21 protein-coding genes and 1 pseudogene are annotated in these 25,876 nt (G+C 73.2%); 17 read left to right on the plus strand and 5 right to left on the minus strand.

What is annotated here, in order from left to right:
- Positions 1-23: 23 nt before the first annotated feature.
- Positions 24-596 carry an RNA 2',3'-cyclic phosphodiesterase gene (gene thpR, locus PV343_RS32055; RefSeq protein WP_319150547.1) on the plus strand — a complete coding sequence of 191 codons (573 nt, stop codon included), beginning with the start codon at positions 24-26 and terminating at the stop codon, positions 594-596.
- Positions 597-751: 155 nt separating this feature from the next.
- Here thpR and PV343_RS32060 read toward each other — a convergent pair whose 3' ends face one another.
- The 3 genes from PV343_RS32060 to PV343_RS32070 form a co-directional block, all read right to left on the minus strand.
- Complete coding sequence (locus PV343_RS32060) at positions 752-1,747, minus strand: aldo/keto reductase (RefSeq protein ID WP_319150548.1); 996 nt, start codon at positions 1,745-1,747, stop codon at positions 752-754.
- Between the two features lie 48 nt (positions 1,748-1,795).
- Positions 1,796-2,383: a Uma2 family endonuclease gene (locus PV343_RS32065; protein WP_319150549.1), complete on the minus strand. Its 588-nt coding sequence runs from the start codon at positions 2,381-2,383 to the stop codon at positions 1,796-1,798.
- An 88-nt stretch (positions 2,384-2,471) separates the two neighbouring features.
- Entirely contained in the window at positions 2,472-3,155 is a 684-nt protein-coding gene (locus tag PV343_RS32070; RefSeq protein WP_319150550.1) for an SGNH/GDSL hydrolase family protein, read from the minus strand.
- 113 nt (positions 3,156-3,268) lie between these two features.
- On the opposite strand from PV343_RS32070, the gene PV343_RS32075 reads away from it, so the two are divergent.
- Positions 3,269-4,249 carry a WD40 repeat domain-containing protein gene (locus PV343_RS32075; RefSeq protein ID WP_319150551.1) on the plus strand — a complete coding sequence of 327 codons (981 nt, stop codon included), beginning with the start codon at positions 3,269-3,271 and terminating at the stop codon, positions 4,247-4,249.
- Between the two features lie 167 nt (positions 4,250-4,416).
- Here the strand turns inward: PV343_RS32075 and serC are convergent, their stop codons facing one another.
- A complete protein-coding gene (gene serC, locus PV343_RS32080) occupies positions 4,417-5,535 on the minus strand; it encodes a phosphoserine transaminase (RefSeq protein ID WP_319150552.1) in 1,119 nt (372 codons plus the stop codon).
- A 157-nt stretch (positions 5,536-5,692) separates the two neighbouring features.
- Between serC and PV343_RS32085 the strand changes: the two genes are divergently transcribed.
- The 12 genes and pseudogenes from PV343_RS32085 (at position 5,693) to PV343_RS32140 (ending at position 21,457) form a co-directional block, all read left to right on the plus strand.
- Complete coding sequence (locus PV343_RS32085; protein WP_319150553.1) at positions 5,693-8,545, plus strand: FAD-binding and (Fe-S)-binding domain-containing protein; 2,853 nt, start codon at positions 5,693-5,695, stop codon at positions 8,543-8,545.
- Positions 8,542-8,781, plus strand: a pseudogene (locus PV343_RS32090) (metallophosphoesterase family protein); the annotation flags it as partial. The gene PV343_RS32085 and the pseudogene PV343_RS32090, both read left to right, overlap by 4 nt.
- Before the next feature lie 166 nt (positions 8,782-8,947).
- Entirely contained in the window at positions 8,948-9,901 is a 954-nt protein-coding gene (locus tag PV343_RS32095) for an EamA family transporter (protein ID WP_319150554.1), read from the plus strand.
- A 159-nt stretch (positions 9,902-10,060) separates the two neighbouring features.
- A complete protein-coding gene (locus tag PV343_RS32100; protein ID WP_319150555.1) occupies positions 10,061-10,855 on the plus strand; it encodes a TIGR03084 family metal-binding protein in 795 nt (264 codons plus the stop codon).
- Positions 10,852-12,528: an acyclic terpene utilization AtuA family protein gene (locus tag PV343_RS32105; protein ID WP_319150556.1), complete on the plus strand. Its 1,677-nt coding sequence runs from the start codon at positions 10,852-10,854 to the stop codon at positions 12,526-12,528. The genes PV343_RS32100 and PV343_RS32105 overlap by 4 nt, the downstream gene beginning before the upstream one ends.
- Complete coding sequence (locus tag PV343_RS32110; protein ID WP_319150557.1) at positions 12,525-14,123, plus strand: acyl-CoA carboxylase subunit beta; 1,599 nt, start codon at positions 12,525-12,527, stop codon at positions 14,121-14,123. Before PV343_RS32105 ends, PV343_RS32110 begins: the two co-directional genes overlap by 4 nt.
- 8 nt (positions 14,124-14,131) lie before the next feature.
- Positions 14,132-15,973: an acetyl/propionyl/methylcrotonyl-CoA carboxylase subunit alpha gene (locus tag PV343_RS32115; RefSeq protein WP_319150558.1), complete on the plus strand. Its 1,842-nt coding sequence runs from the start codon at positions 14,132-14,134 to the stop codon at positions 15,971-15,973.
- Positions 15,974-16,027: 54 nt separating this feature from the next.
- Positions 16,028-17,188 (plus strand): acyl-CoA dehydrogenase family protein, encoded by a 1,161-nt coding sequence (locus tag PV343_RS32120; protein WP_319150559.1) that lies wholly within the window; start codon positions 16,028-16,030, stop codon positions 17,186-17,188.
- A 44-nt stretch (positions 17,189-17,232) separates the two neighbouring features.
- Positions 17,233-18,801, plus strand: coding sequence for a 4-coumarate--CoA ligase family protein (locus PV343_RS32125; RefSeq protein ID WP_319150560.1), 1,569 nt, complete (start codon positions 17,233-17,235; stop codon positions 18,799-18,801).
- The gene (locus PV343_RS32130; protein WP_319150561.1) at positions 18,798-19,535 is read left to right on the plus strand and encodes an enoyl-CoA hydratase family protein; all 738 of its coding nucleotides are present in this window, start codon (positions 18,798-18,800) and stop codon (positions 19,533-19,535) included. Before PV343_RS32125 ends, PV343_RS32130 begins: the two co-directional genes overlap by 4 nt.
- Entirely contained in the window at positions 19,523-20,128 is a 606-nt protein-coding gene (locus tag PV343_RS32135) for a TetR/AcrR family transcriptional regulator (protein ID WP_319150562.1), read from the plus strand. The genes PV343_RS32130 and PV343_RS32135 overlap by 13 nt, the downstream gene beginning before the upstream one ends.
- A gap of 297 nt (positions 20,129-20,425) precedes the next feature.
- Entirely contained in the window at positions 20,426-21,457 is a 1,032-nt protein-coding gene (locus PV343_RS32140) for an isopenicillin N synthase family dioxygenase (RefSeq protein ID WP_319150563.1), read from the plus strand.
- Between the two features lie 94 nt (positions 21,458-21,551).
- Here the strand turns inward: PV343_RS32140 and PV343_RS32145 are convergent, their stop codons facing one another.
- A complete protein-coding gene (locus tag PV343_RS32145; protein WP_319150564.1) occupies positions 21,552-22,652 on the minus strand; it encodes a citrate synthase 2 in 1,101 nt (366 codons plus the stop codon).
- Positions 22,653-22,816: 164 nt separating this feature from the next.
- Here PV343_RS32145 and pdxH point away from each other — a divergent pair, with 164 nt between their 5' ends.
- The 3 genes from pdxH to PV343_RS32160 all read left to right on the plus strand — a co-directional run bounded on the left by pdxH (position 22,817) and on the right by PV343_RS32160 (position 25,848).
- Positions 22,817-23,503 carry a pyridoxamine 5'-phosphate oxidase gene (pdxH, locus tag PV343_RS32150; protein ID WP_319150565.1) on the plus strand — a complete coding sequence of 229 codons (687 nt, stop codon included), beginning with the start codon at positions 22,817-22,819 and terminating at the stop codon, positions 23,501-23,503.
- Between the two features lie 323 nt (positions 23,504-23,826).
- Positions 23,827-24,312 (plus strand): GNAT family N-acetyltransferase, encoded by a 486-nt coding sequence (locus PV343_RS32155; protein ID WP_319150566.1) that lies wholly within the window; start codon positions 23,827-23,829, stop codon positions 24,310-24,312.
- Between the two features lie 87 nt (positions 24,313-24,399).
- Positions 24,400-25,848 (plus strand): PAS domain-containing protein, encoded by a 1,449-nt coding sequence (locus PV343_RS32160; protein ID WP_319150567.1) that lies wholly within the window; start codon positions 24,400-24,402, stop codon positions 25,846-25,848.
- Positions 25,849-25,876 lie beyond the last annotated feature (28 nt).

Here is a 25,876-nt window from a genome sequence, read left to right on the forward strand (position 1 = left end):
CCGTTCCCTGCCAGGGTGACGCCATGAGACTCTTCGCCGCCGTGCTGCCCCCCGCGGACGTGACGGACGAGCTGGCGGCCGAGGTGGCCCTGTTGCGCCGGCTGCCGGGTGCCGACGGGCTGCGCTGGACCGGCCGCCCCGGCTGGCACTTCACGCTCGCCTTCTACGGCGAGGTCGGCGACGAACTCGTCCCCGACCTGTCGGACCGGCTGGAGCACGCGGCCCGGCGCACCGACCCGTTCCCGCTGGCGGTCGCGGGCGGGGGGCAGTTCGGGCACGGCAGGGCCCTGTGGGCGGGCGCCCGCGGTGACCTGGACGCCCTGCGGCTGCTGGCCGACCGGGCGGAGGCGGCGGCCCGCAGGGCGGGCGTGCCGATGGGCGAGCACCGCCGCTACAAGGCCCACCTGACGGTGGCGCGCAGCCGGGACGGGGTGGACGCGCGGCCGTACGTGGAGGGCCTGCGCGACTTCACGAGCCGCACCTGGACCGTGGCCGATCTGGTGCTGGTGCGCAGCGACCTGCCCACCTCCGGGGTGCCCGGGGAGCAGCCCCGGTACGAGGCGGTCGCCCGCTGGGCACTCGGGCGGACCGGTTAGGCTCGTCGTGTGGACCCGAAATCCCGGAACCGGATCATGGCCGGTGTGCTTGTGCTGATGTTCGTGGTGGTGGCCGTGGCGGCGGCGGTCAGGTAGAGACCCGGCCGGGCGCCGGGGAACCGCCTGTCGCCGTGCGGTTCCCCGCCGCCGGTGCGCTACCAGGCGAAGGCCTCCGGGGACGGCCCCGGGCCCGGGAAGATCTCGTCCAGGCCGGTCAGCAGCTCCTGCGACAGCTCCAGCTCGACGGCCCTGAGGGCCGACGCGAGCTGCTCGGCGGTGCGCGGGCCGACGATCGGGCCGGTCACCCCCGGCCGGGTGAGCAGCCAGGCCAGGGCGGCCTCGCCGGGCTCCAGACCGTGCTTGTCGAGCAGGTCCTCGTAGGACTGGATCTGCGCGCGTGTGGTGGGGTCGGCCAGGGTGTCGGCGGCCCGTCCGGAGGCACGGCGCCCGCCCTGCACCTCCTTCTTGATCACACCGCCGAGCAGACCTCCGTGCAGCGGCGACCAGGGGATGACCCCGAGGCCGTACTCCTGCGCGGCCGGGATGACCTCCATCTCGGCGCGCCGCTCGGCGAGGTTGTACAGGCACTGCTCGCTGACCAGGCCGATGGTGCCGCCGCGGCGGCGGGCGGCGGCCTCGTTGGCCTGGGCGATCTTGTAGCCGGGGAAGTTGGAGGAGCCGACGTAGAGGATCTTCCCCTGCTGGACGAGGACGTCGATCGCCTGCCAGATCTCCTCGAAGGGGGTGTTCCGGTCGATGTGGTGGAACTGGTAGACGTCGATGTAGTCCGTCCGCAGACGCTTGAGACTGGCGTCTACGGCCCGGCGGATGTTCACCGCGGACAGCTTGTCGTGGTTGGGCCAGGCGTCGCCGTCGGCGGCCATGTTGCCGTACACCTTGGTGGCCAGCACCACCTTGTCGCGGCGCTCGCCGCCCTGGGCGAACCAGTTCCCGATGATGGACTCGGTCCGGCCCTTGTTCTCGCCCCATCCGTAGACGTTGGCGGTGTCGAAGAAGTTGATGCCCGCGTCCAGCGCCGCGTCCATGATCGCGTGACTGTCGGCCTCGTCGGTCTGCGGGCCGAAGTTCATGGTGCCGAGGACGAGTCGGCTGACCTTGAGTCCGGTGCGTCCTAGCTGCGTGTACTTCATGAGGTCCTAGCCAACGGCTTGGAGTGCGCTCCAGGCAAGGGCGGCCGGTCAGTCCTGGGGGAACTCGTCGGTCTTGAGGGTGAGTCCCACGACGGTGCCGGTGAGGTCCAGGTCGTTGCCGAAGGCCACCGTGGTCTCGATCTCGTAGCCGCCTTCCTTGGGCTGGGTGTAGACGTGGCACCGGCGCTGGTAGGGGTCGGCGACGAGGTAGACCGGGACCTCCGCCTCGGCGTAGGCGGCCTTCTTGGGGCCGTAGTCGTTGGCCGCGGTGCCCTTGGAGATGACCTCGGCGGCGAACTCGACGTCGCTGTGCCGCCATTGGCCGGCCGGCGTCTTCTCGGCGCCCTCGGAGATCACCGTCACGTCCGTGGCGAAGCCGTTGAGGTGGCCCGGGTAGTCGATCCGGACGTCAGACTTCACCCGTTTCCGGGGGTACTTGGTCCGCAACTGCTCGTAGAGGTCGGCGATGATTTCCCAGTGGGTGTCCCGCTGCGGCGACATGAAGACGGTCCCCTCGACGATCTCGACCTTGTATCCCTCGGGGACGGGCATCTTCTCGAGCCGCTCGAACAGATCGTCGAGCGTGATCGGGTTGTCGCTCTCGGCCATCGCGATCCTGTCTTCGAGGACGGTCATCGTGGCGCTCCTCCCCGGCCGCTCCGTCGACGATTGCGGCCGCGCGGTTCAACGATACGCACGGTGACCGGGAGACGCCGGGATCAGGTCAATCCGTTCCGGCCTCGTACGCCTGGCCGAACCCCCACGCCTCCCACATCGCCGCCGCGAAGGCGCCCGCGATCCGGTGTTCGCCGGTCTCGTTGGGGTGCGTGCCGTCGTAGGTGTCCGTGTGGATGTCGTACGGGCGCGGCGGCGAGGCCGGCAGGATCGGGGAGCGGGGTTCGTCCAGGTCGGCGACCAGCTTCGCGAGCAGGACGTTGAACCGGTCCACCTGATCGGCGAAGGGGGCGTCCAGTTCGGCGCGGATGTTCGGGATCACCGGCAGCAGCACCATCCGGATGCGCGGGGCCGCCGCGCGCGCCTCGGCGACGAAGGTCCGCACGTTCTCGGCCGTCTGTTCCGCGTTGGTGTAGAAGCCCAGGTCGATGAGTCCGAGGGAGACGAGCAGCACGTCCGGCCGGCACGTGCGCACCGCCTCGCCGATCAGCGGGGCCATGTGGAGCCAGCCCTCGCCCCATCCGGCCAGGTGGGACCGGGGGAAGCGCGGTTCGGCGTAGTCGAGGGAGGTCGGGGCGTCGGCCTCTTTGTCGTACAGGGTCTCGCGCGGGCCGACGAAGGTGAAGGGGCCGTCGTACGACGCGCGCAGGTGCTGCCACAGTCGGTAACGCCATGTGTGCTCGCCGGCGCTCCCGATCGTCATGGAGTCACCTACGGGCATGAACCTGAGCATCCGCTCATGATGGACGATCACGCGGACCGGTGGGGTGTGAGGCCCGCCACCCCAGGAGCACCGACGCGGGCGCACACCCCTTAAACACCCGGCGCGAATGGCAGGCTTGGGGCATGCGTCGACCGTTCGCCCTGCTCGCCGGGGTCCTCCTCCTGGGCGCCTGCGCGCTGCCCGCCTCCGCCGCCGACGGCGGCACCGGTGACGAAGGGTTCACCATCAAGGACCCGCGGATCACGGAGTCCAGCGGCCTGGCCGCCTCCCGTCTGCACCCCGGCATCTACTGGACGCACAACGACAGCGACGACGGGCCGTACATCTACGCGGTCGACAGCCGGACGGGCCGCACCGTCGCCACGGTGACCCTGCGCGGCATCGGCTCCCCGCGCGACGTGGAGGCCGTCTCCATCGGGCCGGACCACCAGATCTACGTCGGCGACATCGGCGACAACCTCGACGGCAAGTGGCCGTACGTGTGGATCTACCGGCTGCCCGAGCCGAAGGTGCTGAAGGACCAGACCGTCCGGGCCACCCAGTACGTCGTGAAGTACGCGAACGGGGCGCGGAACGCCGAGTCGCTGCTCGTACACCCCCGGACCGGGCGCGTGTACATCATCGACAAGAAGGAGGACGGCGGTCACCTCTACGAGGGACCCGCGCACCTGAGCACCTCGGGCACGAACGTGTTCAAGCCGGTCGCCGCCGTGGACCTGTGGGCCACCGACGCCGCCTTCTCCCCGAACGGCAAGCAGCTCGCCGTGCGGGGCTACTTCGGCGGCATCCAGTACGACTGGAACGGCGGCAGAATCAAGCGGGTGGGGCGGCTGGACGTGCCCCTGCAGGGGCAGGGCGAGTCGATCTCGTACTCCGCCGACGGGACGAAGCTGATGTACGGCACCGAGGGCGCCGACAGCGAGGTGCTGGCGCAGGACGCGCCGGCCGGAGCGTCGGACAAGGCGCCCACCGGCGGCGGTAGTTCGGCCTCGGACGGCGGCACCGGCGCCGACGGCAACGGGACCCTGAAGATCGGTGCCGTGGTGGTGGCCGTCGGCGCCGCCGCCCTCTTCGGACTGCGGCGGCTGCGCCGCCGGAACTGACACCGCCCGGGCCCTGGCCCGGGGTTGGGGCCGCGCGGAGCGGCGCGGCCGCGCTGCGGGGTACGGAGGGCTGCGCGGTCGCGCTCAGGGCAGCGAAGGGTCGCGCGGAGACGCGAAGGGCGCCCGGTGTGCCACCGGGCGCCCTCCTGACCGGAGCTGACGGGAGGTCAGAGCCTCTCGATCACGTAGTCGACGCACTTGGTGAGCGCCTCGACGTCCGCCGGGTCGATCGCCGGGAACATGGCGATGCGCAGCTGGTTGCGGCCGAGCTTGCGGTACGGCTCGGTGTCCACGACGCCGTTGGCACGCAGCACCTTGGCGACGGCCGCCGCGTCGATCTCGTCGGCGAAGTCGATCGTGCCGATGACCTGCGAGCGCTTGGCCGGGTCGGAGACGAACGGGGTGGCGTACTTCGACTCCTCCGCCCAGCTGTACAGGCGGGTCGAGGAGTCCTTGGTGCGGCCGGTGGAGAAGGCGAGGCCGCCCTGCCCGTTGAGCCACTCCAGCTGCTGGTTGAGCAGGAAGAGGGTGGCGAGGGCCGGGGTGTTGTACGTCTGGTTCTTGCGGGAGTTGTCGATCGCCGTGGGCAGCGAGAAGAACTCCGGGACGTGGCGGCCGCTCGCGTGGACACGCTCGGCGCGCTCGATCGCGGCCGGCGAGAAGATGCCGATCCACAGGCCGCCGTCGGAGGCGAAGGACTTCTGCGGGGCGAAGTAGTAGACGTCCGTCTCGGCGATGTCGACCGGGAGGCCGCCCGCGCCGGAGGTGGCGTCCACCAGGACCAGCGCGCCCTCGTCCGCGCCGGCCACGCGCTCGATCGGCATGGCCACACCGGTGGAGGTCTCGTTGTGCGTGTACGCGTAGACGTCGACACCGGCCTCGGCGCGCGCCTCGGGGTGGGTGCCGGGGTCGGCGGCGATGACGGTGGGCTCGGCCAGCCAGGGGGCGAGCTTGGCCGCCTTGGCGAACTTGGAGGAGAACTCGCCGAAGGTGAGGTGCTGGGACTTGTTCTCGATCAGTCCGTGGGTGGCGATGTCCCAGAAGGCGGTGGAGCCGCCGTTGCCGAGGACGACCTCGTAGCCCTCGGGCAGGGAGAACAGGGAGCCGATGCCCTCGCGGACCTGGCCCACCAGGTTCTTCACGGGGGCCTGGCGGTGGGAGGTGCCGAGCAGGGAGCTTCCGGTGGCGGCGAGGGCGTCGAGCGCCTCGGTGCGCACCTTGGAGGGGCCAGCGCCGAATCGACCGTCGGCGGGCTTCATGTCAGCGGGAATCTGGATGTCGGCCACGAGTCGGAGGGTATCCGCTAGACGAAACGGGACGGAACCGTGTCCGTCCGATGAGACGAGTTCACCGTCCCCTCGACTTGTGAGGTCGTACGACTTATCCGGGGTGGTTGTGGACAACGGACGGTGACTGTCCGTGGTCGTGTGCATCCTGGAACGCATGACGGATCTCTCGGGCCTTGAGGCGGAGCTGCGCGGGTGCGTCCGGGGCGAGGTCGGCTTCGACGTGACCGCCCGGGCGCTGGTGACCATGGACGCGTCCAACTACCGGCGGGTCCCCGCCGGGGTGGTGTCCCCGCGGGACGCCGACGACGTGGCGGCGGTGCTGGAGGTGTGCCGTGCGCGCGGAGTGCCGGTGGTGGCGCGCGGCGGCGGCACCTCCATCGCCGGGCAGGCGACCGGCACGGGCGTGGTGCTGGACTTCACCCGGCACATGAACGGCCTGCTGGAGTTCGACCCGGGCAGCCGCACCGCCGTGGTCCAGCCGGGTCTCGTCCTCGACCGCCTCCAGGAGGCCGCCGCCCCGCACGGGCTGCGCTTCGGCCCCGACCCCTCCACGCACAGCCGGTGCACGCTCGGCGGGATGATCGGCAACAACTCGTGCGGCTCCCACTCGGTCGCCTGGGGGACCACCGCGGACGCCGTGCGGGAGCTGTCCGTCGTCACCGCGCGCGGGCGGCGGCTGCGGGTCGGGCGGGACTGGGCCGGGGCACCGGACGGCCTGCGGGAGCTGGCGGAGGGCGAACTGGCCCGGCTGCGCACCGGGTTCCCGGACCTGCCCCGCCGCATCTCCGGGTACGCCCTGGACGCGCTGCTGCCCGAGCGGGGCGCCGACGTCGCCCGCTCCTTCTGCGGCTCCGAGGGCACCCTCGGCATCCTGACCGAGGCGGTCGTCCGGCTGGTCGAGGCACCCCGCGCGCGTGCCCTCGCGGTGCTGGGATACGCCGACGAGAGCGCGGCCGCCGAGGCGGCGGCGGGCCTGCTGCCGCACCGGCCGCTGACGGTCGAGGGCATGGCGGCCGACCTGGTGCGCTCACCGGCCGGCCTGCCCGGGGGCGGGGCCTGGCTGTTCGTGGAGACCGGCGGGGACTCGCCGGCCGAGGCACGCGCGCGTGCGGAGGCGGTCGTCCGCGCGGCCGACGTCGTCGACTCCCTCGTGGTGACGGACCCGGCGGCCCAGCGGACGCTCTGGCGGATCCGGGAGGACGCGAGCGGCACGGCCACCCGGATGCCGGACGGCACCGAGGCCTGGCCCGGCTGGGAGGACTGCGCCGTGCCGCCCGCCCGGCTGGGCGCCTACCTGAGGGACTTCCGCGCCCTGCTCACCGCCCACCGCCTGCGCGGCACCCCGTACGGCCATTTCGGCGACGGCTGCATCCACGTCCGCGTCGACTTCGACCTGCTCACCGAGGCGGGCGTCGGCCGCTTCCGGCGCTTCTCCGAGGAACTGGCCGACCTGGTGGTGGCGCACGGCGGCTCGCTCTCCGGGGAGCACGGCGACGGCCAGGCCCGCGCGGAGCTGCTGCCGCGGATGTACGGCGAGGAGACGGTGCGGCTCTTCGAGCGGGCGAAGGCGGTCTGGGACCCCGACGACCTCCTCAACCCCGGCATGCTGGTCCGCCCGGCCCCGCTGGACGCGAACCTGCGCTTCGCCGTCCTGCCCCGCCGCCCGGTCGACGTGACCTTCGGCTACCCGGCCGACGGCGGTGACTTCAGCGCGGCCGTCCGCCGCTGCGTCGGCGTCGCCAAGTGCCGTACGACGACGGCCGCCGGACCCGCCGTCATGTGCCCCTCCTTCCGGGCGACCGGCGCGGAGGAGCACTCCACGCGCGGGCGGGCCCGGCTGCTGCACGAGATGCTCGCGGGCGAGCTGGTCACGGACGGCTGGCGGTCCCCACAGGTCAGGGACGCGCTGGATCTCTGCCTGTCCTGCAAGGGCTGCCGCTCGGACTGCCCGGTCGGCGTCGACATGGCCACCTACAAGGCCGAGTTCCTGCACCACCACTACGCGGGCCGGCGCCGCCCGGCCGCCCACCACACCCTGGGCCGGCTGCCGGTCTGGCTGCGCTGGGTGGCCCGGACCCGGACGGCCCCGCTGCTCAATGCGCTCGCACGGACCGGCCCGCCGGTACGGGCGGCGAAACGGCTGGGCGGGATCGCGGCCGAACGGGAGATCCCCCCGATCGCGCGGGAGCCCTTCAGCCGCTGGTGGCGGCGGCGGACCCCGCGGACCACCGGCGACCTGGCCGTCCTGTGGCCCGACACCTTCACCGAGCACCTCTCGCCCTCCGTCGGGCGGGCGGCCGTCAGGGTGCTGGAGGCCGCCGGGCTCCGGGTGGTCCTGCCGCCCTACCGGCCGCTGGGCGGCGGGGTCTGCTGCGGCCTGACCTACGTCTCCACCGGGCAGCTCGACCGCGCCCGCGCGGTGCTGCGCCACACCCTGGACCTGATGGAGCCGGTGCTGCGCACGGGCGCACCGGTCGTCGTCCTGGAACCGAGCTGCGCGGCCGCCCTCCGCGGCGACCTCCCGGAGCTGCTGCACGACGACCCGCGCGCGGGCCGCCTGGCGGCGGCGGTCCGCACCTTCGCCGAGACGCTCCAGGAACACGCCCCGGGCTGGACACCGCCCGCCGTGGACCGTCCGGCCGTCGGCCAGACCCACTGCCACCAGCACGCCGTCCTCGGCGACACCGCCGACCGCGCGCTGCGCGCCTCCGCGGGCCTGACCGGCGAACTGAGCGGCGGCTGCTGCGGCCTGGCGGGCAACTTCGGCTTCGAGCGCGGCCACTTCGAGGTGTCGCGCGCCTGCGCCGAGGAACAGCTCCTGCCGTCGGTGAGCGGGGCCCCCGAGGGAGCCGTGATCCTGGCGGACGGCTACTCCTGCCGGACCCAACTCGACCAGCTCGCCGGGGTACGGGGCCGGCACCTGGCCGAGGTACTGGCCGAGGCCCTGAACGCCGAGAACGCCGAGAACGCCGAGAGCGCCGAGAGCGAAGCGGGGGACACGAAGTGACCGAGGAACACGAGGACGGCAGGGTGGCCGTCCTCTCCGACATCCACGGGGTGCTGCCCGCGCTGGAGGCCGTCCTCGCGGAGCCCGAGGTCGCCGCCGCCGACCGGATCGTCCTGACCGGGGACATCACGGCGAGCCCGCAGCCCTCCGAGGTGATCGAGCTGCTGCGCGAGCAGGGCGAGCGGGTGCTGTGGGTCGGGGAGGTGCTGTTCCGTTCGGTCCCGGGCAGGCGTGGGGCGCCGGGTACCAGCCGGAGCGGTGGTCCAGCAGGTGACCGCCGCACATCTCACCATCCAGGACAGCTACATAAAGGGTTCACACCCCTGACGTAGTCCATTACCCTGGACTCGGTAGTACATCGAGATGAACATGATCTGATCCGAGCCAGCCCCAGGACCGCCCGTGAGCACGCCCAGCGCCACCGCACCCCCGACGCAGCACGCGCCCGCACCCCCGGGCGGCGGTGGCAGTCCGCGCGGCCCGCGCGGCTTCGGCTCGCTCGGGCCCGTCGGGCTGGTGCTCGCCGGCGGGATCTCGGTGCAGTTCGGCGGGGCGCTCGCGGTGACCCTGATGCCGAGGGCCGGCGCGCTCGGCGTCGTCACCCTCCGGCTCCTCGCGGCCGCCGTGGTCCTGCTCCTGGCCTGCCGGCCCCGGCTGCGTGGCCACTCACGCGCCGACTGGGGCACCGTGGTCGTCTTCGGCATCGCCATGGGCGCGATGAACGGCCTCTTCTACGAGGCGGTCGCCCGTATCCCGCTGGGCCCCGCGGTCACCCTGGAGGTCCTCGGCCCGCTGGCCCTGTCCGTCCTGGCGTCCCGCCGGCTGATCAACGCGCTGTGGGCCGGTCTCGCCCTGGGGGGCGTCTTCCTGCTGGGCGGCGGTGGCTTCGGCGACCTCGACCCCGTCGGTGTCGCGTTCGCCCTGGGTGCCGGCGCCATGTGGGCGGCCTACATCGTCTTCAGCGCCCGCACGGGCCGCCGCTTCCCGCAGGCGGACGGGCTCGCCCTCGCCATGGCGGTCGCGGCCCTGCTGTTCCTGCCGCTGGGCATCGCCGAGGCGGGTTCCCGTCTCCTCGACCCCACCACCGTCGCCCTCGGCTCTGCGGTGGCCCTGCTCTCCTCGGTGCTGCCCTACACCCTGGAGCTCCTGGCCCTGCGCCGCCTGCCCGCCTCCACCTTCGCCATCCTCATGAGCCTGGAACCGGCCATCGCGGCGACGGCCGGCTTCCTCATCCTCGGCCAGGCCCTGTCCGCCACGGAGGCCGCCGCGATCGCCCTCGTCATCGCCGCGAGCATCGGCGCGGTGCGCACCCAGGTGGGGCGCGGCAAGGTCACCCTGCCGGTCGAGGGACAGTGATCCGGGGCACCGGATCGCCGGAGGCGTGAGCCCTCCGACCCCGGCCCGCCACGGGTGCCGACGCCCGTCGTCGGCACCCGTGGCGGGCCGGGGAAATTTCCGGCCTGAATTCATGCAAGCACGCTTGATTGTTTTTGGGCCCGCTGCCATGCTCCCCCCATGTCCGAGCCGACGCCCGTCCTTGCCGACCTGCGCGACGAAAGCGAAGAACTCGACCGTCTGGTCGCCGACCTGACCGAGGAGCGGTGGCGCCTCGCGACCCCCGCGCCGCGCTGGAGCATCGCCCACCAGATCGCCCACCTGCACTGGACCGACCGGGCTGCCCTGCTCGCCGTCACCGACGAGACCGGCTTCGGCCAGGTCGTGGAGACGGCCCTGAAGTCGCCCGACACCTTCGTGGACGACGCCGCCGAGGAAGGCGCCCGGCCGGCGCCCGCCGACCTGCTGTCCCGGTGGCGGGAGGGACGGGCCGCCCTGGACCGGGCGCTGCGCGCGGCCCCGCAGGGCGCTCGCTTCCCCTGGTTCGGGCCACCCATGTCGGCCGCGTCCATGGCCACCGGACGGCTCATGGAGACCTGGGCCCACGGCCAGGACATCGCTGACGCCCTCGGTGTGGTCCGCGCACCCACCGACCGGCTCCGGCATGTGGTCCGCATCGGGGTGCGGGCCCGGAACTTCGCCTTCGGCGTACGGGGACTCCCGGTGCCGCAGGAGGAGTTCCGCGTCGAGGTGCGCGCACCGTCGGGCGAGTCGTGGACGTACGGCCCCGAGGACGCCCCGCAACGCGTCACCGGTACCGCCCTCGACTTCTGTCTCCTGGTCACCCAGCGCGCCCACCGCGACGACGTGGCCCTGCGCGCCGACGGCCCGGACGCCGACCGCTGGCTCGACATCGCGCAGGCGTTCGCCGGCCCGCCCGGCACCGGCCGCCCGCCGAAGGAGGGCAGCCGGTGAAGCCGCTGCGCATCGGCAACTTCTCCGGCTTCTACGGTGACCGCGCGGACGCCCTGCGCGAGATGCTCACCGGCGGCGAACTGGACGTCCTGACCGGCGACTACCTCGCCGAACTGACCATGCTGATCCTCGGCCGCGACCGGCTGAAGGACCCCGGCGCCGGGTACGCCCGCACCTTCCTGCGGCAGCTGGAGGAGTGCCTCGGCCTCGCGCACGAGCGGTCGGTCAAGATCGTGACCAATGCCGGCGGCCTCAACCCCGCCGGGCTCGCCGACGCCGTACGGCGGTTGGCCGGCCGGCTCGGTGTCCCCGTCCGCGTCGCCCACGTCGAGGGCGACGACCTCACCGCGCGGCACCCCGGCAGCCTCGCCGCCCACGCCTACCTCGGCGGCTTCGGCATCGCCGACTGCCTGCGCGCGGGCGCCGACGTCGTGATCACCGGGCGGGTGACCGACGCGGCCCTGGTCACCGGGCCCGCCGCCGCCCATTTCGGCTGGCGGCCCGAGGACTACGACCGGCTGGCGGGCGCCGTCGTCGCGGGCCACGTCCTGGAGTGCGGGACGCAGGCCACCGGCGGCAACTACGCCTTCTTCGGCGACGGAGACGTCCGCCGCCCCGGCTTCCCGCTCGCCGAGATCCACGAGGACGGCAGCTGCGTCGTCACCAAGCACCCCGGCACCGGCGGCTTCGTCGACGTCGGCACCGTCACCGCCCAGCTCCTGTACGAGACGGCGGGGGCCCGGTACGCCGGGCCCGACGTGACGGCCCGCCTCGACACCGTGCGACTCACCCAGGACGGCCCCGACCGGGTGCGCGTCGAGGGGGTGCGCGGGGAGGCCCCGCCGCCCACCCTCAAGGTCGGGCTCAACCGTCTCGGCGGCTTCCGCAACGAGGTCGTCTTCGTGCTCACCGGACTCGACATCGAGGCCAAGGCCGCCTTGGTCCGGGAGCAGATGGCCGACGCGCTGGCCAAGTCCCCGCCCGCCGGGACGCGCTGGGAGCTGGCCCGCACCGACCACGGCGACGCCGGCACCGAGGAGACCGCCAGCGCACTGCTGCGGCTCGTCGTACGCGACCCCGACCAGGCGGTCGTGGGACGCGCGCTCAGCGGCGCCGCGATCGAGCTGGCCCTCGCCAGCTACCCCGGGTTCCATGTGGTGGCGCCCCCGGGGAAGGGCGCCCCCTACGGCGTCTTCGAGGCCGTGTACGTCCCCCAGGACGCCGTCGACCAGGTGGCCGTCCGCCACGACGGGCGGCGCGTCCCCGTGGCCCCGCCCCGGGACACCGCCGCACTCACCGACGTGCCCCGGCCGCCGCTCCCGGACCCGCTGCCGGCCGGGCCCACCCGCCGCGCGCCCCTCGGCCTGGTCGCGGGCGCCCGCAGCGGCGACAAGGGCGGTGACGCCAACGTCGGCGTGTGGGCGCGGTCCGAGGACGCCTGGCGCTGGCTGGCGCACGAGCTGACCGCCGACCGGTTCCGGGAACTGATCCCCGAGAGCCGGGAGCTGTCCGTGACCCGGCACGCGCTGCCGAACCTGCGCGCCCTCAACTTCGTCGTGACCGGCATCCTCGGCGCGGGCGTCGCCGCCCAGCACCGCTTCGACCCGCAGGCCAAGGCCCTCGGCGAATGGCTGCGCTCCCGCCACCTGGACATCCCGGAGGCCCTCCTGTGACCGTCCTCGGCTCCACCCTGGACACCCTCGGCCCGGACTACCGGGCCCACCGCGAGACCATGCTCGCCAAGCTCGCCGACCTCGACACCGAGCACGCGAAGGCACTCGCCGGCGGCGGCGAGAAGTACCTCGCCCGGCACCGAGGGCGCGGCAAACTGCCGGTCCGCGAGCGCATCGAACTGCTCCTCGACCCCGACACCCCGTTCCTGGAGCTGTCCCCGCTGGCCGCCTGGGGCAGCGACTACGCCGTCGGCGCCTCGCTGGTCACCGGCATCGGCGTGGTCGAGGGCGTGGAGTGCCTGATCACCGCCAACGACCCGACCGTGCGCGGCGGGGCCAGCAACCCCTGGAGCCTGAAGAAGGCGCTGCGCGCCAACGACATCGCGCTCGCCAACCGGCTGCCCTGCATCAGCCTGGTGGAGTCCGGCGGCGCCGACCTGCCCTCCCAGAAGGAGATCTTCATCCCCGGCGGGGCCGTCTTCCGGGACCTGACCCGGCTGTCCGCCGCCGGCATCCCGACCGTGGCCGTCGTGTTCGGCAACTCCACCGCGGGCGGCGCCTACGTCCCCGGCATGTCCGACCACGTGATCATGGTCAAGGAACGGGCCAAGGTGTTCCTCGGCGGACCGCCGCTGGTGAAGATGGCGACCGGCGAGGAGAGCGACGACGAGTCCCTGGGCGGCGCCGAGATGCACGCGCGCGTCTCGGGCCTCGCCGACTACTTCGCCGCCGACGAACACGACGCCCTGCGCCAGGCCCGCCGCGTCGTCGCCCGCCTCAATCACCGCAAGGCGTACGAGGACCCGGGCCCGGCGGCCCCGCCCAAGTACGACCCGGAGGAGCTGCTGGGCATCGTCCCCGGCGACCTCAAGATCCCCTTCGACCCGCGCGAGGTCATCGCCCGCATCGTCGACGCCTCCGACTTCGACGAGTTCAAGCCGCTGTACGGCACCAGCCTCACCACCGGCTGGGCGACCCTGCACGGCTACCCGGTCGGCATCCTGGCCAACGCCCAGGGCGTGCTGTTCAGCGCCGAGTCGCAGAAGGCCGCCCAGTTCATCCAGCTCGCCAACCAGCGCGACATCCCGCTGCTCTTCCTGCACAACACCACCGGCTACATGGTCGGCAAGGAGTACGAGCAGGGCGGGATCATCAAGCACGGCGCCATGATGATCAACGCCGTCAGCAACAGCAGGGTCCCGCTCCTGTCCGTGCTCATGGGGGCGTCGTACGGCGCCGGGCACTACGGCATGTGCGGGCGCGCCTACGACCCCCGCTTCCTGTTCGCCTGGCCCAGCGCCAAGTCGGCCGTCATGGGCCCCCAGCAGCTCGCGGGCGTGCTGTCGATCGTCGCCCGCCAGTCGGCGACGGCCAAGGGGCAGCCGTACGACGAGGACGCGGACGCCGCCCTGCGCGCCATGGTGGAGCAGCAGATCGAGTCCGAGTCGCTGCCCATGTTCCTGTCCGGGCGGCTGTACGACGACGGCGTCATCGACCCGCGCGACACCCGCACCGTCCTCGGCCTGTGCCTGTCCGCCATCCACACGGCCCCCTACGAGGGCGCGCGCGGCGGCTTCGGCGTCTTCCGGATGTGAGGGACCCAGTGATTTCGACACTCCTCGTGGCCAACCGGGGCGAGATCGCCCACCGCGTCTTCCGCACCTGCGCCGAACTGGGGATCCGGACGGTCGCCGTGCACTCCGACGCGGACGAGAACGCGCTCCACGCGCGCGTGGCCGACGCGGCCGTACGACTGCCGGGCGCGACACCCGCGGAGACGTACCTGCGCGGCGACCTGATCGTGAAGGCGGCCCTGGCCGCCGGCGCGGACGCCGTCCACCCCGGCTACGGCTTCCTCTCCGAGAACCCGGACTTCGCCCGCGCGGTGCTCGACGCCGGACTGCTCTGGATCGGCCCGCCGCCCGCCGCCATCGAGGCCATGGCGTCCAAGACACGCGCCAAGGAACTCATGGGCATCGCCCCCCTCGGCGAGGTCACCGAGGACGACCTGCCGGTGCTGGTGAAGGCGGCGGCGGGCGGCGGCGGCCGCGGCATGCGCGTCGTGCGCCGCCTGGCGGACCTGCCGGCCGCGCTGGAGGGCGCCGCCGCCGAGGCCGCGAGCGCCTTCGGCGACGGCGAGGTCTTCGTCGAGCCGTACGTCGAACGCGGCCGCCACGTCGAGGTGCAGATCCTCGCCGACACCCACGGCACCGTCTGGACCCTCGGCACCCGCGACTGCTCGCTCCAGCGCCGCCACCAGAAGGTGATCGAGGAGGCCCCCGCACCCGGCCTCACCCCACGGCTCACCGAGGAGCTGTACGCCCTGGCGGTGCGCGCGGCCCGGGCCGTCTCCTACGTGGGTGCCGGCACGGTCGAGTTCCTGGTCGCCGACGGCCGGGCCCACTTCCTGGAGATGAACACCCGGCTCCAGGTGGAACACCCGGTCACCGAGGCCGTCTTCGGCCTCGACCTGGTCGCCGAACAGCTCCGCGTCGCCGAGGGCCACGCCCTGCAGGCCGCACCGCCCGCCGCACGCGGCCACGCCGTCGAGGCCCGTCTGTACGCCGAGGACCCCGCCCACGACTGGGCCCCGCAGACCGGCACCCTGCACCGCCTCGCCGTACCGGCCGGGGTCCGCCTCGACACCGGCTACACCGACGGCGACACCATCGGTGTCCACTACGACCCGATGCTCGCCAAGGTCGTCGCCCACGCACCCACCCGCGCCGAGGCGCTGCGCCGGCTGGCGGGCGCCCTGGAGCGGGCCGAGGTCCACGGCCCGGTCACCAACCGCGACCTGCTGACGCGCTCCCTGCGGCACCCCGAGTTCGCCGACGGCCAGATGGACACCGGCTTCTACGACCGCCACCTCGCCGAGCTGACCCGTCCCGCACCCGACGTCCACGCCCCCCTGGCGGCCGCCCTCGCCGACGCGCACGGCCGCTCACGCTTCGGCGGCTGGCGCAACGTCCCCGCACAGCCGCAGACCAAGCGCTACGAGGTGGCCGGCGAGGAGATCGAGGTCCGCTACCGGCACACCCGGCAGGGCCCCGTGGCCGACGGGGTCCGGGTCGTGCACGCGGACGCGCGCACCGTCGTCCTCGAAGTGGACGGCGTGCGCCGGAAGTTCGAGGTCGCACGGTACGGCGACCAGGTGTACGTGGGCGCCACCCGTCTCACGGCGCTGCCCCGCTTCCCCGACCCCGCCGCCCAGCTCGCCCCGGGCTCGCTGCTCGCACCGATGCCGGGCACGGTCGTACGGGTCGCCGACGGCCTCACCGAGGGGGCCGCCGTCACCGCCGGCCAGCCGCTGATCTGGCTGGAGGCGATGAAGATGCAGCACCAGATCACCGCACCCGCCGCCGGCACGCTCACCGCCCTGCACGCCAGGCCCGGACAGCAGGTGGAGCCGGGCCTGCTGCTGGCGGTGGTGCAGCCGACGTAAGGGCCACGGGGAACCGCGCGCCCAGCCATGGACCACCCGCACCCGGAGGACCGCATGACCACCCTCATCGAAACAGCGGAACACAAGGCACTCCGAGACGCGGTCGCCGCCCTCGGCAGGCGGTACGGCCGCGACTACGTCGCCCGCACCGTCGCCGAGGGCCGCCCGCCCACCGAACTCTGGGCCGAGGCCGGCAAACTCGGCTACCTCGGCGTCAACCTGCCCGAGGAGCACGGAGGCGGCGGCGGTGGCATCACCGAACTGTCCATCGTCCTGGAGGAGCTGGGCGCCGCCGGCTCCCCGCTGCTCATGCTCATCGTCTCCCCGGCCATCTGCGGCACCGTCATCGCCCGCTTCGGCACCGAGGACCAGAAGCGCACCTGGCTCCCCGGACTCGCCGACGGAAGCCGCCTGATGGCCTTCGGCATCACCGAACCCGACGCCGGCTCCAACAGCCACCGCATCACCACCACCGCTCGCAAGGACGGCGCCGACTGGCTCCTCAGCGGCCGCAAGGTCTTCATCTCCGGGGTGGACATGGCCGACGCCGTGCTCATCGTCGGCCGCACCGAGGACGCCCGCACCGGACGCCTCAAGCCCTGCCTGTTCATCGTCCCCACCGACGCCCCAGGCTTCCAGAAGCGCGCGATCGACATGGAACTCAAGGCCGCGGAGCGGCAGTTCGAGCTGGTACTCGACGACGTACGGCTGCCCGCCGAGGCGCTCGTGGGCGACGAGGACGCGGGGCTGCTCCAGCTGTTCGCCGGACTCAACCCCGAGCGCATCATGACCGCCGCCTTCGCCATCGGCATGGGCCGCTACGCGCTCGCCAAGGCGATCGAGTACGCCCGCGACCGCACCGTCTGGAAGACGCCCATCGGCGCCCACCAGGCCATCGCCCACCCCCTGGCGCAGGCCCACATCGACCTGGAGCTGTCCCGCCTGATGATGCAGAAGGCGGCCCACCTCTACGACGCGGGCGACGACATCGGCGCGGGCGAGGCCGCCAACATGGCCAAGTACGCGGCCGGCGAGGCCTGCGTGAAGGCCGTCGACCAGGCCGTGCACACCCTCGGCGGCAACGGCCTCACCCGGGAGTTCGGCCTGGCCTCACTGATAACCGCCGCGCGCGTGTCTCGTATCGCCCCGGTGAGCCGGGAGATGATTCTCAACTACGTCTCCCACCAGACCCTGGGCCTGCCCAAGTCCTACTAGGACCCGCCGTCCGGATCAGGCCGCCGCAGCCGCTTGGAGGAACCGTGTTCCGCAGCGCGTACGCAGACGTCCCGCCCGTAGCACTCCCCATCCACGAAGCCGTCCTCGGCGGCGCCGCCGACCGCGGCGACCTGCCCGCCCTCATCGACGGCACGGACGGCACCACGCTCACGTACGCGCAGGTGGACCGGTTCCACCGGCGCCTGGCCGCCGCACTCGCCGAGGCGGGCGTCCGCAAGGGCGACGTCCTCGCCCTGCACAGCCCGAACACCGTCGCCTTCCCCACCGCCTTCTACGCCGCCACCCGCGCGGGCGCCTCCGTCACCACCGTGCACCCGCTCGCCACCCCCGAGGAGTTCGCCAAGCAGCTCGGCGACAGCGCCGCCCGCTGGATCGTCACCGTCTCCCCGCTGCTGGAGTCCGCCCGCCGCGCGGCCGAACTAGCCGGCGGTGTAAGGGAGATCTTCGTCTGCGACAGCGCACCCGGGCACCGCTCGCTCCTCGACATGCTCGCCACCACCGCCCCCGAACCCGACCTCGCCTTCGACCCGGCCGAGGACGTCGCCGCACTGCCGTACTCCTCCGGCACCACCGGCGTCCCCAAGGGCGTCATGCTCACCCACCGGCAGATCGCCACCAACCTCGCCCAGCTCGAACCCGCCGTACCGGCAGGCCCCGGCGACCGCATCCTCGCCGTCCTGCCCTTCTTCCACATCTACGGCCTGACCGCCCTGATGAACGCGCCCCTGCGCAACGGCGCCACCGTCGTCGTCCTGCCCCGCTTCGACCTCGACACCTTCCTCGCCGCCATCGAGAACCACCGCATCACCGGCCTGTACGTCGCACCCCCGATCGTGCTCGCCCTCGCCAAACACCCGGCCGTCGCCCGCTACGACCTCTCCTCCCTGAAACACGTCATCAGCGCCGCCGCCCCCCTCGACGCAACCCTCGCCGCCGCCTGCTCCGAACGCCTCGGCCTGCCCCCCATCGGCCAGGCCTACGGCATGACCGAACTGTCACCCGGCACCCACGTCGTCCCCCTCGACGCCCTCCACCAGGCACCCCCCGGCACCGTCGGCCGGCTCATCGCCGGCACCGAGATGCGCATCGTCTCCCTCGACGACCCGCACAAGGACCTCCCGGCCGGCGAACCCGGCGAGATCCTCATCCGCGGCCCCCAGGTGATGAAGGGCTACCTCGGCCGCCCCGACGCCACCGCCGACATGATCGACACCGACGGCTGGCTGCACACCGGCGACGTCGGCCATGTCGACGAGGACGGCTGGCTGTTCGTCGTCGACCGCGTCAAGGAACTCATCAAGTACAAGGGCTTCCAGGTCGCACCCGCCGAACTCGAAGCCCTGCTGCTCACCCACCCCGGCATCGCCGACGCGGCCGTCATAGGCGCCCACGACGACGACGGCAACGAGATCCCGCACGCCTTCGTCGTCCGCCAGCCCACCGCCGAAGGCCTCACCGGCGGCGACGTCACCGCCTATGTCGCCGAACGCGTCGCCCCCTACAAACGCGTCCGAGCCGTCACCTTCATCGAGGACGTGCCCCGCGCCGCCTCCGGAAAGATCCTGCGACGCCAGCTCAGGGAGCGCACATGACCGCACTCGTCGGCCGCACCCGCGCGCGCGGAGTCGAGACCCTCAGCCTCGACTCCACCGCCACCCGCAACGCCCTGTCCGCCGCGCTCGTCACCGAACTCGACGGCGCCCTGACCGACTGCGGCAAGGACCCCGACGTCCGGGCCGTCGTCCTCACCCACACCGGCACCACCTTCTGCGCCGGGGCCGACCTGCGCGACCCGCCCGACCCCGACGCCCTCGTCGGGCTGCTGCGCCGGATCGTCGAACTGCCCCGACCCGTCCTCGCCCGGATCACCGGACACGTCCGCGCCGGCGGCCTCGGCCTGCTCGCCGCCTGCGACATGGCCGCCGCGGGCCCCGAGGCCACCTTCGCCTTCACCGAGGTCCGCATCGGCGTCGCCCCCGCGGCCATCTCCCTGCCGGTCCTGCCGCGCACCGACCCGCGCGCCCTCGCCCGCTACTACCTCACCGGCGAGCGCTTCACCCCCGCCGACGCCGTACGCCTGGGCCTGCTCACCGTCACCGCCGACGACGTCGACGACGCCCTCGCCCCCCTCCTCGACGGACTGCGCCGCTCCTCCCCCCAGGCCCTGGCCGAGACGAAACGGCTGCTCACGGCTAGGGTGCTGGAGACGTTCGACCGGGACGCGGCGGAACTGACCGCGCTCTCGGCCCGGCTGTTCGCCTCCCCCCAGGCCCGGGAGGGGATGACGGCCTTCCTGGAAAGACGGGATGCGGCATGGGTGGTGTGAGTACGGCGGACCGCGACCGCGTACCCAAGCAGGACCGCAGCCGCGCCACCCGGCAGCGGCTGCTGGAAGCCGCCGTCGCCTGCCTCGCCGAACACGGCTGGGCAGGCTCCACGGTCACCGTCGTCGCCGAACGCGCCGGCGTCTCCCGCGGTGCCGCCCAGCACCACTTCCCGACCCGCGAGGACCTGTTCACCGCCGCCGTCGAGTACGTCGCCGAAGAACGCTCCAACGCCCTCAGGGAACTCTTCCCCGAGGGCACCGCCGACCGCCGGGCCGTCGTCACCGCCGTCGTCGACCTCTACACCGGCCCCCTCTTCCGCGCCGCCCTCCACCTGTGGGTCGCCGCCTCCAACGAGGAACAACTGCGCGCACGCGTCACCGAACTCGAAGCCCGCGTCGGCCGCGAGACCCACCGCATCGCCATCGACCTCCTGCACGCCGACGAGACCCGACCCGGCGTCCGCGAGACCGTCCAGGGCTTCCTCGACATGGCCCGCGGCCTCGGCCTCGCCAACCTCCTCACCGACGACGCCGCCCGCCGCCGACGCGTCGTCGCCCAGTGGTCCGACCTCCTGGAACGGGCCCTGCGCTGAGCCGCTGTCAGCGGCGGCCCCGAGTCCAAGGCAAACTCTGACCCAGTGAGCCAGGCCACACCCGGATCCGGCTGGGGGCAGTACCCTTGCCCCATGCTTCCGATGCTCGTCCGACGCCGCCACGTGGACTACGTGCGCGTCACGAGCATGGGCTGTCGGCCTTCTGCCTGACCCAGCCCCCTTTCTCTCCCGCCTTCACCGCCTGTCGCTGTCGCACAGGCATCCCGGGCACCGCTCCACCCTCCGGCGGCCCGCCCGCGGCCCACCCACATCTCCACCCACCCTGTGGACGCACCCATGACGACGCACACCGCGACGACCCCGTCGTACGCCCAGCTCCCCATCATCGACCTGTCCGCCGCCGACCGCGGCCCCCAGGCCCGCGCCCTGCTCCACGCCCAGCTGCACAGCGCCGCCCACGACGTCGGCTTCTTCCAGCTCGTCGGGCACGGCGTCACCCAGGCCGAGACCGACGCGCTCCTCACCGCCATGCGCGCCTTCTTCGACCTCCCCGAGGCCGACCGGCTCGCCCTCGACAACGTCAACTCCCCGCACTTCCGCGGCTACACCCGCATCGGCGACGAACGCACCCAGGGTGCCCGCGACTGGCGCGACCAGCTCGACATAGGCGCCGAACGCCCCGCCCACACCCCGCGCCCCGGCGAGCCCCCCTACTGGTGGCTCGAAGGCCCCAACCAGTGGCCGGCCGCCCTCCCCGAACTGCGCACCGCCGCGCTGACCTGGATCGACCGGCTCAGCGCCGTCGCCCAGCGCCTCCTGCGCGAACTCCTCACCGCCATCGGCGCCCCCGCCGGCTTCTACGACCCGATCTTCGGCGAGCACGCCCACCCGCACCTCAAGCTCGTCCGCTACCCCGGTAGCGCCGGCGACGGCACCGACCAGGGCGTCGGCGCCCACAAGGACTACGGCTTCCTCACCCTGCTCCTGCAGGACACCGTCGGCGGCCTCCAGGTCCAGCGCGACGACCACCGCTTCCACGACGTCCCGCCGCTCGACGGCGCCTTCGTCGTCAACCTCGGCGAACTCCTCGAAGTCGCCACCAACGGCTACCTGGTCGCCACCAACCACCGCGTCGTCAGCCCGCCCGGAGCGACCGAGCGCTTCTCCGTCCCGTTCTTCTACAACCCCCGCCTCGACGCCCGGGTCGAGCCCCTGCCCTTCCCGCACGCCGCCACCGCACCGGGCATCACCACCGACCCGTCCAACCCGCTGCACGCCGAGTACGGCTACAACGAGCTCAAGGGCAAGCTCAGGGCACACCCGCTGGTCGCCGAACGGCACCACCGCGACGCACTGATCCCGGCCTGAGCCACCGGCCCCCGAACGGACCGGAGACCGGACCGAGCCGCGACCGGACCGGGCGGAGCCGCGCCCCGACGCGCCTCCGCCCCCGGCCGCCCGGCTAACGGGCGATGTCCGCGTAGCCCGGGATCTCCTCCGGCCGCCGCGCCCCCGGACCCACGTACCGCGCCGAGGGCCGCACCAGCCGGCCGGTCCGCTTCTGCTCCAGGATGTGCGCCGACCACCCCGCCGTACGGGCACACGTGAACATCGACGTGAACATGTGCGCCGGGACCTCGGCGAAGTCCAGCATGATCGCCGCCCAGAACTCCACGTTCGTGGCCAGCACCCGGTCAGGGCGCCGGTTGTGCAGCTCCTCCAGCGCCGCCTTCTCCAGCGCCTCCGCGATCTCGAACCGCGGCGCGCCCAGCTCACGGGCGGTACGGCGCAGCACCCGCGCCCGGGGGTCCTCCGCCCGGTACACCCGGTGCCCGAACCCCATCAGCCGCTCACCGCGGTCCAGCGCCCGCTTGACGTAGCCCACCGCGTCACCGGTCCGCTCGATCTCCTCGATCATCCCGAGGACCCGCGACGGCGCACCGCCGTGCAGCGGCCCGGACATCGCGCCCACCGCGCCCGACAGCGCGGCCGCGACGTCCGCGCCGGTGGAGGCGATCACCCGCGCCGTGAACGTCGACGCGTTCATGCCGTGCTCGGCGGCCGACGTCCAGTACGCGTCGACGGCCGCCACGTGCTTCGGGTCCGGCTCGCCGCGCCAGCGGATCATGAACCGCTCGACCACCGAACCCGCCTTGTCGATCTCCCGCTGCGGCACCATGGGCAGCCCCTGCCCGCGCGCCGACTGGGCGACGTACGACAGCGCCATGACGGCGGCCCGCGCGAGATCGTCGCGGGCCCGCGCCTCGTCGATGTCGAGCAGCGGCTTCAGGCCCCACACCGGGGCCAGCATGGCGAGCGCCGACTGGACGTCCACCCGGATGTCACCGGAGTGCACCGGGATCGGGAACGGCTCCGCGGGCGGCAGGCCCGGATTGAAGGCGCCGTCGACCAGCAGCCCCCACACGTTCCCGAACGAGACGTGCCCGACGAGGTCCTCGATGTCGACCCCGCGGTAGCGCAGGGCGCCACCCTCCTTGTCGGGTTCGGCGATCTCCGTCTCGAACGCGACGACTCCCTCGAGCCCGGGTACGAAATCGGACATCAGGCGGCTCCTAGTGAAGGTTCGGCGGCGGTCACCCCGGTGATGCCCCGATCGGCCGGTGGTCACCCAAACCGCTGCGGAACCTGCACGATAACCCCGAGTGCCAGCTTTGGGCAGCCCATACGGCACTGAGTGCCATGCGTTCGATACGGCAGGATGACCGCGTGACCGACCGCGACCCCAGCCTCGACCCCCTCGTGGACCCCGCCGCCATGCGCAAGCAGTACCGGGCCGCGGGACTGGACGAGAAGGACCTCCCCGCGCACCCCATGGACCAGTTCGCCGGCTGGTTCGAGGACGCCACGCGGGCGGCCCTGCACGGCACGCTCTACGAACCCAACGCGATGGTCGTCTCCACGGCGGACGCCCACGGCCGTCCCAGCTCCCGCACGGTCCTGATGAAGCAGTACGACACCGACGGCTTCGTCTTCTACACCAACTACGACTCACGCAAGGCCCGCGAGCTGGCCGAGAACCCCTACGTCTCGCTGCTCTTCCCGTGGCACCCCATCGCCCGCCAGGTCATCGTCACCGGCGTCGCCCGGCGCACCTCCCGCGAGGAGACCGCCGCCTACTTCCGCACCCGCCCGCACGGCTCCCGGCTCGGCGCCTGGGCCAGCGCCCAGTCCTCGGTGATCGCCTCCCGTGACGACCTGGACGCGGCATACGCCGAACTCGGCGCCCGCTACCCCGAGGGCGAGCAGGTCCCGGTCCCGCCCCACTGGGGCGGTTTCCGCGTCGCCCCGGAGACGGTCGAGTTCTGGCAGGGCCGCGAGAACCGCCTGCACGACCGCCTGCGCTACGTCGCCCGCCCGGACGGAACCTGGCGCACGGAACGCCTCAGCCCCTGAAGCCGCCCGGGAAACGCAGACGACCCGCGAGCTCGGTCCCTCCGCCTGCTCGGCGAAGGAGCCGGCCGGACGTACCGGCGAGCTCGCGGGTCGGGTGACTGCGTTGGATTGGGCCGGCTGCGTGTCTCGCGCACACGCGGGTCCGGCACCGCACAGAGTGTGGTGACGGGCCGCTAGCCCGCAGCCACCTCTTCCGTCCGGTATGCATACATCTGCCGAACCACCTCCTCTCCGAAGTACTGCCACTCTAAGAAGCCGTCTGCGGACGCTCAACTGTTTTTTTCGCATGACGATCCGCACCCCCTCCTCCTACGGTTCCGTCCATGACCGATCTTCGAATCGAGCCCGTCGACGGCGACCGCATGCTGGAGCAGTGGCGGCATGTGCACAACGTGATCGTGCCGCCTGCGGCCATGTCCCCGGCGGACGCCCGGGAGCGGGCCGGGCGGTACCGGCTGGAGAACGCCTATCTCGGGGACGAGCTGGTCGGCTGCTCGACCGTGCGGCCGCCGGCGGGGGAGGGGCGGGTGGCGACCGTCATCGCGCGCGTGCTGCCCGGGTTCCGGCGGCGCGGCTTCGGTGCCGCCCTGTACGAGAGCGGGCTCGCCCACGCGCGGGTGCTGGGGGCGGCGGCGGTCGAGACGTGCGTGCTGGCGGTGAACGTGGAGGGGCTGCGGTTCGCCGGGCGGCTGGGGTTCGTGGAGGTCGACCGGTATGTGCTGGACGGGGAGAGCGACGAATGGGTCGATCTGCGCCTGGACCGGGTCCCGGGGCCGGACATGGATTCCCGCAAGATTGCGGGAACATGATGTGGGCTGCGTCACGTTCCAGTTGAATAAGGCCAGTGAGCGAACCGAGCGCCGTACGTGCGCGGACGCAGCCTCCAGGGGGTCCAGGTGAGTGCTTCGCGGCGGAGTGGGACCACCGACGAGCTGGGGCCGGACGAGCCCGAGCGGGACGGTCCACAGGGTGCTGCCGGTGCGGACGGTCCGGCGGCTGAGGAGTCCGGCGGCTCGGACCTGCTCGCCGCGCTGCTGGACGGCATGGACGCGGCTCTGTGCGCCTTCGACGCGGACGGGACGGTGACGCACTGGAACCGCGAGGCCGAGCGCATCCTGGGCTGGACGGCGGCCGAGGCGGTGGGTCGGCACGGGTTCGCGGGGTGGGCGGTGCGCAGCGCCGACGCCGAGGAGGTGCAGGGCCGTCTGATGTCCGCGATGCGGGCGCCGGGCCGGCAGGTGCACGAGTTCGCGCTGGTCACCAAGGACGGCGGGCGCGTCCTGGTGCGGACCCAGTCCGCCGCGGTGCGGGGGCCGGACGGGGAGCCGGCGGGGGTGTACTGCGCCTTCAGCGAGGTGCACGCGCAGATCGATCTGGAGCGGTCCATCGCGCTCAGCGAGGCGTTGTTCGAGGACGCGTCCTGGGGCGTGGTCCTGGTGGACGCCGATCTGCGGCCCGCGGTGGTGAACGGGCACGCGGCGCGGGCGCTGGGCATCGGACGCACGTCGGCGCTCGGGCGCCCGCTCGGGGAGTTGCTGACGCAGGGCGTGGAGGAGCTGGAGGGCGCGCTGACGCATGTGCTGTCGGAGGGTGCGCCGCCGGCGCCCGCCGAGATGTGGGTGAGTGTGCGGACGTCCGAGGGCGAGGCGCGGCGCTGCTGGCGCAGTGGCTTCGTGCGGCTGGCCTCGCCGCTGGCGGAGGAGCCGGTGCCGCTCGGGGTGGGCTGGCTGTTCCAGGACGTCACGGAGGCCAAGCAGGGCGAGCAGGAGGCGGCGCTGCTGCGGTTCCGCACCAACCAGTCGCACCGGGCGGCGCGTGCCGCGGCCGAGTGCGAGGACCCGGCGGAGGCGGCCGTGGTCCATCTGGACTTCGCCCTGGCCGGTTTCGCCGATCACGCGCTGCTCGACCGGCTGGCGGGTCCCGCGCGCGGGGAGGGCGACGACGCGGTTCCGGTGCGGCTGGTGCGGCTCGCGGCGACCCCCGCCGGTGCTCCGGGGCCGAGTCTGCTCACGGGCGCGGCGGGGCTGCCGGTGCGCTACGAGGCGGGACATCCGGCGCTGAGCTGTGTCGAGCGGGCGGGTTCGGTGCGGGCGGACGCGGGGTCGGTGCCGGCCGAGCGGGCGCGTGAGTGGGCGCTGGCGCGGCAGTGGCCGGGCGAGGTGGTGCACGCGTTGTGCGCGGTGCTGCGCAGCCGGGGCCGGACGCTGGGTGTGGTGACCTTCCTGCGGGGTGCCGGGCGCAGCCGTTTCGAGCGGTCGGACGCGGCGTACGCGGAGGACGTGGCGCTGCGGATCGGGGCGGCGCTGGACCTGGCGGAGGCGGTGCGGGAGAAGCCGGGGGACTGACGTACCCCGGCCGCCGCGACAGGCCCTG

It is taken from the genome of Streptomyces sp. WI03-4A, from assembly GCF_033792105.1.
GTDB classification, from domain to species: domain Bacteria; phylum Actinomycetota; class Actinomycetes; order Streptomycetales; family Streptomycetaceae; genus Streptomyces; species Streptomyces collinus_A.